This is a genomic window from uncultured Aquabacterium sp., from assembly GCF_913773725.1.
Classification (GTDB): domain Bacteria; phylum Pseudomonadota; class Gammaproteobacteria; order Burkholderiales; family Burkholderiaceae_C; genus Aquabacterium.
The window spans coordinates 1-9,542 of the sequence record NZ_CAJYGK010000119.1 but is presented as its reverse complement, the minus strand read 5'-3'; the positions used below and the strand labels follow the sequence as shown (position 1 = coordinate 9,542).

The 9,542-nt window shown below is 61.2% G+C and carries 9 protein-coding genes and 2 pseudogenes; all 11 read left to right on the top strand.

The window, feature by feature from the left end; translation table 11 throughout:
- Positions 1 to 361: pseudogene (locus QZ709_RS14970) on the top strand (cell division protein FtsH); the annotation flags it as partial.
- Positions 362 to 439: 78 nt separating this feature from the next.
- Positions 440 to 898, top strand: a complete 459-nt coding sequence (hsp20-GI, locus tag QZ709_RS14965) for a small heat shock protein sHSP20-GI (protein ID WP_066785467.1) — start codon at positions 440 to 442, stop codon at positions 896 to 898.
- Positions 899 to 920: 22 nt separating this feature from the next.
- A complete protein-coding gene (gene yfdX1 / locus QZ709_RS14960) occupies positions 921 to 1,835 on the top strand; it encodes a heat resistance protein YfdX1 (protein ID WP_066785464.1) in 915 nt (304 codons plus the stop codon).
- Between the two features lie 102 nt (positions 1,836 to 1,937).
- Entirely contained in the window at positions 1,938 to 2,825 is an 888-nt protein-coding gene (gene yfdX2, locus QZ709_RS14955) for a heat resistance protein YfdX2 (protein WP_066785461.1), read from the top strand.
- Positions 2,826 to 2,914: 89 nt separating this feature from the next.
- Complete coding sequence (hdeD-GI, locus tag QZ709_RS14950) at positions 2,915 to 3,526, top strand: heat resistance membrane protein HdeD-GI (protein ID WP_066785458.1); 612 nt, start codon at positions 2,915 to 2,917, stop codon at positions 3,524 to 3,526.
- Positions 3,527 to 3,605: 79 nt separating this feature from the next.
- Positions 3,606 to 4,751 carry a hypothetical protein gene (locus QZ709_RS14945; protein ID WP_066785469.1) on the top strand — a complete coding sequence of 382 codons (1,146 nt, stop codon included), beginning with the start codon at positions 3,606 to 3,608 and terminating at the stop codon, positions 4,749 to 4,751.
- A complete protein-coding gene (gene trx-GI, locus QZ709_RS14940) occupies positions 4,741 to 5,181 on the top strand; it encodes a heat resistance system thioredoxin Trx-GI (RefSeq protein WP_066695959.1) in 441 nt (146 codons plus the stop codon). The genes QZ709_RS14945 and trx-GI overlap by 11 nt, the downstream gene beginning before the upstream one ends.
- A gap of 3 nt (positions 5,182 to 5,184) precedes the next feature.
- Positions 5,185 to 6,900, top strand: coding sequence for a heat resistance system K+/H+ antiporter KefB-GI (kefB-GI, locus tag QZ709_RS14935; protein WP_294638196.1), 1,716 nt, complete (start codon positions 5,185 to 5,187; stop codon positions 6,898 to 6,900).
- A complete protein-coding gene (psiE-GI, locus tag QZ709_RS14930) occupies positions 6,897 to 7,394 on the top strand; it encodes a heat resistance protein PsiE-GI (protein WP_294638195.1) in 498 nt (165 codons plus the stop codon). Before kefB-GI ends, psiE-GI begins: the two co-directional genes overlap by 4 nt.
- Positions 7,372 to 8,337, top strand: a complete 966-nt coding sequence (locus QZ709_RS14925; RefSeq protein ID WP_294638194.1) for a zinc metalloprotease HtpX — start codon at positions 7,372 to 7,374, stop codon at positions 8,335 to 8,337. Before psiE-GI ends, QZ709_RS14925 begins: the two co-directional genes overlap by 23 nt.
- A 24-nt stretch (positions 8,338 to 8,361) precedes the next feature.
- Positions 8,362 to 9,417 (top strand): annotated as a pseudogene (locus QZ709_RS14920) (trypsin-like peptidase domain-containing protein); the annotation flags it as partial.
- Between the last annotated feature and the right edge of the window lie 125 nt (positions 9,418 to 9,542).

The following is a 9,542-nucleotide window of genomic DNA, read 5'->3' as shown; positions in this document are numbered from 1 at the left end:
GTCCACAGGGGCTTCAGACGATCTCGCGCGGGCCACCGACATTGCCCGCGACATGATCACCCGCTTTGGCATGGACGAAGGACTGGGCTACATCGCCTTCGAGGCGCAGCGGCCACGCTTTCTCGATACACCGGAACTGGCCCAAGGCGGCTGCCGGGTGGCCGAATCGACCCAGGCGCGCATCGATCAGGCCATCCGCGATATCGTGATGGGCGTGTTCGAGCGCGCCTACCGGATCCTCGACACCAACCGCGCGGTGCTGGAGCGTTGTGCGCGCGAACTGCTGGCGCGGGAAACGCTCGACGAGAACGACATCCTTCAATTGACCCAAGGACTTGTTCTTGATGGAAACGAAAAGTAGTAGGCGCTATTCAGAGTAAGCCGGCGGCTCTGTTCGGTGCGTCATCCAATTCGCCGGCATTGTTCAAGGAGAACCGATATGTCTGCATTGACTCCGTGGGACCCCTTCCGGGAACTGGATGAATTGCAAAACCGCCTGGCGACGATGTTGGGACGGACACCCCAGCGACAGGGCGCCCGTACCGGCAACGAAGCCATGACCACGGCGGACTGGGCACCAATGGCGGACATCAGCGAGGATGAGAACGCATTCCTCCTCAAGCTGGATCTGCCGGAGGTCCCCAAGGATGCCGCGCGCGTCAGCGCGGAAAACGGCGTGCTCACCATCAGCGGCGAGCGCAAACTGGAAAAAGAGGAGCAGGGCAAGAAGTTCCACCGCATCGAACGTGCGTATGGCCGCTTTGTGCGCAGCTTTGTCTTGCCTGACAACGTTGATCCGACCAAGGTGACGGCTTCCATGAAAGACGGCGTGCTGGAAGTGCGGCTTGTCAAGGCCGAGCAAGCCAAACCGAAACAGATTGAAATCTCAGTCAACTAACTTTAATTAGGAGCCCAAGATCATGAATATCAAACAGCCCCAATCAACCTTCTCCGCACTAGCCCTGGCGGTCGTCGTCGGACTGAGCGGACCGGCTCAGGCCCAATCGGCGGCAGGTTCTAGCCCAGGTGCTGCAGCACCCTCTGCCGCATCCAAGGCGGCGCAGCCACAGGTAGATGACAAGGCCGCCCGGGAAGCCGAAAAAAAGCGTGCTGAGCTCACTCAGGACGCCATCACGGCGCTCACCAAGACCCAGGAGGCTTTGACACTCCTTGATGCAAAGAAGACCAAGGACGCGCTCGCTGCGCTGGAACTGGCCAGCGGAAAGCTGGAACTGGTATTGGCACGCGACGCCAAACTTGCTTTGGCGCCGGTCGATGTACGCGTCATCACCCACGATATCCACGCCAACGTGGAATCGGTGAAGAAGGCGGTCAAGTTGTCTCGGGAGTTGTTGGGTGATGGCGAGCTGCAAAAGGCCCGGCCCATCGTCGCCAATCTGGCCAGCGAAATCGTGATCGAAACCGACAACCTGCCGATGGCAACGTACCCGGCAGCGATCAAGTCGGCCGCACGGCTCATCGACAGCGGCAAGATCGACGACGCCAAGGCGGAACTCGCCCGAGCACTGAACACGCTGGTGGTGACCTCGGTCGCCTTTCCTCTGCCCGTGCTACGGGCTGAAGCCGCGATGGCAAAAGCTGAAAAGCTGGCCGAGACCGACAAGCGCGATGCCAAGCAGAACGAGGAGCTCAGCACCTTGCTGTCGTCCGTGCGCACGGAGATCGAGATGGCGCAGATCCTGGGTTATGGCAAGAAGGCGGATTTCAAACTCATCTTCGATCAGGTGAAGTCCATTGAGCAAAAGTCGGCTGGTGGCAAAAGCGGCAAGGGATGGTTCGACGAGTTGAAGACGCGCATCCAAAAGCTGTTTTGAGGTGATGAAGGGGCCGACTGTTCGGTCGGTCAGTCTCGCGATGTTCGCAGTCAGCCCCAATAGATTCGCCTATTTTCACTAACTCACACGAGGCATATCACCATGAATGAGCAAACATCGAATCCCAATGCGACGAACAAAGAAATAAACGAACAGGCCGCGGTAAGCAGCCTTCCTGTCAGTCCAGAGGCCAAGGCTGAAGTCGTCACGGAGGTACAGCCTGAGGTTCAGAAGGAAACGGACTCGCAGGCGGCAGACAAACGTAAACAAGTCCTCGATGAGGCCGTCTCGGCCTTGGCGCTGACCAAATCAGCGCTGGCCGCACTTGACGGCAAGGACGCTGCACGCGCATTGGCAACGCTGGCCGAAGTGACGGGAAAGCTGGAGCTGATCGTTGCGCGCGAACCCACGCTCGCCCTGGCCCCCGTTGATGTGCGCACCATCGTGCACGACTTGTTCGCCAACACGGAAACCATTGAGGCGATGACCGACGAGGCGCTGGATGCCCTCAAACATGGCGAGGTGCAACAGGCACGTCACGTGCTGGCTTTGCTGGCCAGTGAAATCGTGATCGCGGTCACCAACATCCCTCTGGCGTCCTATCCCGCAGCCGTGAAGGCAGTCGTGCCGCTGATCGATCAGGGCAAGATCGAAGAAGCCAAAGCCGCGCTGCAGTCAGCGCTCAGCACGCTGGTCGAGGAGCGCAGCGTGCTTCCGCTGCCCGTCCTGCGTGCGAAGCTGCTCCTGAAGCGCGCCGAGACCTTGGTAGAAGATGGTCAGCGGAGCGAAGCGTCCAATGAGCGCCTGGAGACATTATTGAACGAAGCGCGGCAGCAGTTGGAAATGGCAGAACTACTGGGCTATGGAAAGAAGAAGGACTTTGAGCCCCTGTATGCTGAACTCAAGAAAGTCAAGCAAAAGACGGCTGGGGGAGGCGGCGGAAAAGGCTGGCTCGATGAAATCAAGGTAAAACTGTCCAAGTTGTTCTGAAACCCCTGGAGAGGGGGCGCATAGCACCCCCTCTCTTGTCCCATGAGTGTTTGATTTTTTATTTTGTATAGATCTTTAGGAGATATTGCATGAACACAGACACCATCGCTAATTCCAATGCGGATGACCCCACCAAAGCACTGTGTTCGCTGAGCCAAAATTGGTGGCTTTTTGTGCTGCGCGGTGTCTTGGCATTGATTTTTGCAGCCCTTGCGTTCTGGATGCCACAATCGGCTCTGTTGGCCATGACCATCATGTTCGGCGCATTTTCCTTGGTCAATGGCGCGTTCAACTTGGTTGCAGCGGTGCGCCATATCCAGAAAAAAGAGCGCTGGGGCTGGCTGCTGTTCAGCGGCATTGTCGGCATACTTACCGGCGTCGTCGTCCTGGTTGCTCCTTGGGTCGCCACGATGGTCATGGCTTCTTTTTTATGGGCTAGCGTGGGGTTCTGGGCGATTTTCACCGGTGTGCTGGAGATATCCGCCGCCGTTCGGCTGCGTCAAGAAATCAAGGGTGAAATCTGGCTTGCCTTCAGTGGACTGCTCTCGATTGTCCTTGGCGCTATCGTCTTGTGGATATTTTTTTCCCGTCCGGTCGAGTCATTCCTGGCCGCAGGCTGGCTGTTGGGCTTCTATGCGGCAGTCTATGGTGTCACGCTTTTGTTCTTGAGTTGGCGTCTTCGCAAAACGCGCCAGGGATAAGAGCGGGTCAAACTAAATTCTATGGATATGAGCATTTTCGGTTCGTGCCTCCATAGAAATGACATCAAAGGAGTCATGCATGCAGATTCAATATAGCTATCGAGCTATCGACAAAGAGTTTCATGAACCTTGGCAGAGAGCTTTGGGAAATGTGATCGAGCACGCCCTCAAGCCATTGCTCGACAAACACACTAAAGATTCAGTGCGACTTCAAATCGTCCTTGATCGCGACAAGATCAAGCGGCAATTTCTGGCCAGTGGCTATATGCACCTGCCCGGCAAAAAGATTGTCAGCGTTACTGCATCACATGACGAGCTGACGCCCCTCGCGCAGATGCTCGCACAGTCGTTGTTCCGTCAGGCCAAGAAGCATTTTGACCGACTGCATGCTCAGGATCAAATCAAGCGCAAAGCACGACGCGAGCGCTTGCGCGAGCTCAAGGTGCGAATTGCCGCAAAACCCGCGTCAGCCGCCCATGAGGCCAAAGAGACCCGAATGCCTCTACTGTCGAAACTTGAGGCTGTCGCAAGGCGTGAGCTGGCTTATCTGCGTGCCGTCGGCGATTTACCGCGCGATTATCCGACGCTGCGCGACGTGGTGGATGAAGCGATTGTCCAAGCTGAGGTTGGATGGCAATCCGTGCCGGAAGAAAAAGCGGCTTACATCGGTCTTCTGAAGCATCTGTTCGCCGTCCTGGATCACGAAGTGGCAAACAGCCGGCAATTTGGCGAATTCGTTTCTCTGGACGCGCCGGTCGAAGCGGATGCCCAGGACGTCGCCGAGGCCATGGTGGAAGAGGAAGTCTTCGAATTTTATCAGCCCGATGACACACTCAGGCTGGCCGATATTATCGCTGACAGTCAGCATCCCGATGCCGCAACGATCGCGGAACAGGAGGAGCTAGTTGATCGGTCGAGCGAGTTCGCTTTTGCATTCGACCTGCTGAAGGACATGCCGCGTTTGTGGCGGCGCATTTTTCTGCTTCTCCGTGTGGACGGGCTGGATGCCAGCAGCGTCTCTGAAATCCTGCTGATTCCTAGTAAGGAAGATACTGTCCAAAGGTGGCTCATGCAGGCCGAAGCGTTCATCGCTGCTCATTTGGAAGAGGCCGGAGTAAGCAAAGACGGGAACGCTTGGCTCCAAGGCGTTGATTGGTCGGCATTGTCTGTGACCCGAAGCGCGGCAGCCTCACTGTGGTCCAAGGAGGCGAACCATGAAGAATGATCTTCACCTCGTCTGTCCGCATTGCCAGTCCATCAACCGCGTACCGACTGCGAAGCTATCGGAACATCCCAACTGCGGCCGCTGCCAGCAGCCCTTGTTCACGGGCGAACCCATCGAGTTGACCACGGCGACGTTCTCGCGCCACGTGGAGCGCAGCGACCTGCCACTGTTGGTCGATTTCTGGGCACCTTGGTGCGGGCCGTGCAAGATGATGGCCCCGCAGTTCCAGCAAGCGGCGCGCCAGCTCGAACCCAGGGTCAGGCTGGCCAAGGTCAATACCGAGGCAGAACCCCACCTGGCCGCGCAGTTCGGCATCCGCAGCATTCCGACGCTCGCCCTGTTCCAGGGGGGACGTGAGATCGCCCGTCAGGCCGGCGCCATGGGCGTGCAGGACATCGTGCGCTGGGTATCGGCACAGCTTGGGCGCTGACCGATGCAGGGCCTGCTGGGCGTTACGCTGAGTCTGCTGGCGGCGTGCAGTCTGGCGGCTGTGGTGACGGCTGCGCTCAGAGTGCCCGCCTTGCTGGGTTACCTCGCCGTCGGCGCCTTACTGGGCCCCTCAGTCACCGGCGTGATCGCGCCGGGAGAAGCGCTTGATTTTCTGTCCGAGCTGGGAGTGGCGCTACTGCTGTTCATGGTCGCACTGGAATTCTCCCTCGGGCACTTTTGGCTCACTCGCAAGACCGTACTGGTGGCTGGCAGTTTGCAGATGGTCGTTGTGGCCGCACCTCTGACCCTGATGCTGATGGGTTTGGGGCAGCCAGCTCAGAGCGCTGCGCTGCTCGGCACTGCTGCGGCCATGTCGTCCACGGCGCTGGTCAGCCGACAGCTGGCCGACCAAGGCGAGCTCACCACCCGCCACGGCCGCAGCGCCATCGGCGTGCTGGTCTTTCAGGACCTGGCCAGCGTGCCCCTGCTGGCCCTGCTGGCGATCTGGGCGCGCGGCGAGTCGCCGAAGATCGAGAGCGTGCTGCTCGAAGTGTTGGGCGTGCTGATGTTGTTCGCGGCAGCGGCCCTCGCCTCCCGTCGTCTGTTGCATGGCCTGCTGGGCTGGGTGGCGCGGCAGGGCCACGAAGAATCCTTCGTGCTGGTTTCCTTGTGCGTGGTGGTGGCTGCCGCCGCTGCTGCACACGCGGTCGGCGTATCCGCCGCCCTGGGTGCGTTTTTGGCCGGCATGGTGCTGGGCGAGAGCGACTTCCGTCACCACATGGAAAGCCACCTCAAACCGTTTCGCGATGTGTTGTCGGGGGTGTTCTTCGTGACCATCGGCCTGCAGTTGGACGGAGCGCAGATTCTTTCGGCACCACTGGCGGTGTTCGCGTGGCTGGCAGTGCTGGTACCGGTCAAGATCGGGCTCAACACCCTGGCCTTGCGGGCGACGCGCCTGTCCGCCCTCGATGCCTGGCGCACGGGCATAGCGTTGGGGCATGGCGGCGAGTTCGCCCTGCTGTTGTTGGGCATGGTCTTGCAGCAGCATCTGATTCCCGCGACCGTCGTACAACCCATGCTGGTCGCGCTGGTGCTCAGCATGGCCTTGGCACCGCTGCTGATCCGCCATCACGATGTACTTGCCCGGTTCTTGAGCCGCACCGGCGGCGTCATTCAGCCACCCCAGGCTGAAGAAGTTGAGATCACCGCGCAGACAGCGCGATTTCGAGACCACGTCATCATCTGCGGCGCGGGCGAGCTTGGCCTGACCGTCAGTGAGATTCTTCGCCACGCCGGCGTGGCGCATCTGCTGCTGGAGGCGGACGCGCAGAAGGTCGAGGCCGAGCGTGCCGCCGGCGTGCCGGTGTTCCATGGCGATGCGAGTCGGCCCGATACCCTGCTGGCTGCCGGGTTGGCGCAAGCGCGTCTGGTGGTGCTCACGTTCGCCCATGCCCAGCAAGCGTTGCGCATCGCCCAGGCGATTGCCGAGCGCCGTCCGGCGCTGACCTTGTGGGTGTCATGCAGAAGTACGACCGCGGCCGATGCATTTCGCGCCATGCCCAACGTGCGCGTGTATCAGCAATCCTTTGCCGCAGCTATTGGGCTGGCGGAACAGGTTATGTCGACGCTTGGCATGTCGACCGAGCTGATTGAAGGACACATCAGCGCAATGCGCCGCCGTCTCGACAGCAGCCGTTTTCCAGGGAGTTCATCGTCATGAAATCAACACGCCTTAACCCATTTCAGGTCTTGCGTGACCAATGGGCCATCATGAGTTTTTACGAGCGCTTCGAGCAGGTCGTCGCGCTCGTGCTGTCGGCGGTGAGTGCCATCATCATCGTGGTGTCGCTGTTCCAGGTCATCTCCATCGTCTTCACGCTGCTGGTTCTCGATGCCTTCAATCCCCTGGATCACAAGGTATTCCAGAGAGTGTTCGGCATGATCATGACGCTCTTGATCGCGATGGAGTTCAAGCATTCCATCGTGCGCGTGGCGCTGCGTCAGGACAGCATCATCCAGGTCAAGACCGTGATCCTCATCGGCCTGATCGCGCTGGCGCGCAAGTTCGTGATCCTCGACCCCGAGGCGAGCCCCGCAAAGATAGCCGCGCTGGCAGGCGCCACGCTGGCTCTGGGTGCGACCTACTGGCTGCTGCGCGAGCGCGGCGACCGCGCCGCCGCGACCTCTGAGCATGACCCGTCATCATCCCAGTGATCCGCGCACGGCGCTGTTGCAACACCGCTGGCTCAACCGCCTGCAGACCGGGTTGTTGGTCCTGACCCTGGTCGGGATCGCAGGCGCCGCAGGAAGCCTGCTGTTCGGGAAAAGCGGCCTGTGGCTCGCGCTGTTTGCCGTTGCAGGCACGCTGCTGCTGGAACCGGCAGCCGCATCCGCCTTGACCTTGCGCCTATACCGCGCCCGGGCGCTGCACCCGCACGAAGCCCCGGAAATTTGGCCCCTGTTGCACGAGCTGTCCGCCCGTGCCGGTTTGCCCGCAACGCCGGTGCCGCACTACGTGCCCAGTGCCGTCGTCAACGCCTTCGCCACCGGATCGAAGCAGGAGGCATCGATCGCCCTCACCGATGGCCTGCTGCACCGCCTGAGCCCATGCGAGCTGGCGGGTGTGCTCGCGCACGAGATCGCGCACATCACCAATGAGGATCTGCGCGTCATGGGGCTGGCGGATTCCGTCAGTCGCCTCACGAGCCTGCTGGCCCTTATGGGACAGATCGCGATCCTGCTGAGCCTGCCCGCGCTGCTGGTTGGCGCGGCGGAGGTCTATTGGCCTGGTTTATGGTTATTGGCTGCATCGCCCCAGCTGGCCCTGTTCGCACAGCTCGGCTTGTCTCGCGTGCGTGAGTTCGACGCTGACCGCCTCGCTGCGGAACTGACTGGCGACCCGCAGGGGCTGGCGTCCGCGCTGCCGAAAATCGAGCGGGTCAGCCGCTCATGGCGTGCCTGGTTGTGGCCGGGACGGGGCAATCCCGAACCCTCCTGGTTGCGCACGCATCCGGCAACGCAAGAGCGCATCTCACGTCTGCTGACGTTGGCGCCTGGGCCAGCATCAGCGTTGCCACCCCACGCGCCCCATTTCTTGCCGGAATCCGCTTTGACGCCGCGCCCACCGCGCTGGCGCCCGAGCGGACTGTGGCGCTGATTGCCTATCAACAGGAGACTTCTCATGGCCTACCCCGACCCGTACCCACGTCCCGCGCCGGACCACTTCGTCCGGCGCTGGCTCTTCATCACCGCCTGTATTGCCGCGCTCATGCTGCTGTGGCAGTTCCTGCCCGCCATCGAGGCCTGGTTCAGTCCGCGCGAGGCGGCAGATCGCACCGTGACGGCGCGTGGCGATCTGGCGGCGGACGAGAAAGCCACCATCGAACTGTTCGAGAAATCGCGCGCCTCGGTGGTCTACATCACTACCGCACAATTGGTACGCGATGTCTGGACGCGCAACGTCTTCTCCGTGCCGCGCGGCACTGGCTCGGGCTTCATCTGGGACGACGCCGGCCACGTCGTCACCAACTTCCACGTCATCCAGGGAGCGTCCGAAGCCACAGTCAAACTGGCCGACGGCCGCGACTACCAGGCCGCACTGGTGGGGGCAAGCCCAGCGCACGACATCGCTGTACTCAAGATTGGCGTCGGTTTCAAGCGCCCGCCGGCCGTGCCGGTCGGCACCAGCGCCGACCTCAAGGTGGGTCAGAAGGTGTTCGCTATCGGCAACCCCTTCGGCCTGGACTGGACGCTCACCACCGGCATCGTCTCCGCGCTCGACCGCTCGTTACCCGGAGAAGCGGGCGGCCCGGCCATCGATCACCTGATCCAGACCGACGCCGCCATCAACCCTGGCAACTCCGGTGGGCCGCTGCTCGATTCGGCAGGAAGGCTCATCGGCATCAACACGGCGATCTATAGCCCCTCCGGCGCCTCGGCCGGGATTGGTTTCGCCGTGCCGGTGGACACCGTCATGCGCGTAGTCCCGCAACTCATCAAGACCGGTAAGTACATCCGTCCGGCGCTGGGCATTGAAGTGGACGAACAGCTCAATCAGCGCCTGCTGGCACTGACGGGAAGCAAGGGCGTGTTCGTGCTGCGTGTCACCCCCGGCTCGGCAGCACACAAAGCCGGGCTCGCGGGTGTCGAAGTCACGCCGCAAGGCATCGTGCCCGGCGACCGCATCACCGGTGTTGATGGCAAGGCGACGGACGATGTGGCCAAGCTGCTCGCGCGGGTAACCATCCCCCGGCAAAGCCGGGGGCATTCGGGATGTGAGCCGCTCAAAGCGGCTGTAAGGGGTCGCTAACGCGGCCCCTCATTCTTGGGGCCACCTATCGGTGGCTACTCACCTCCATAGAC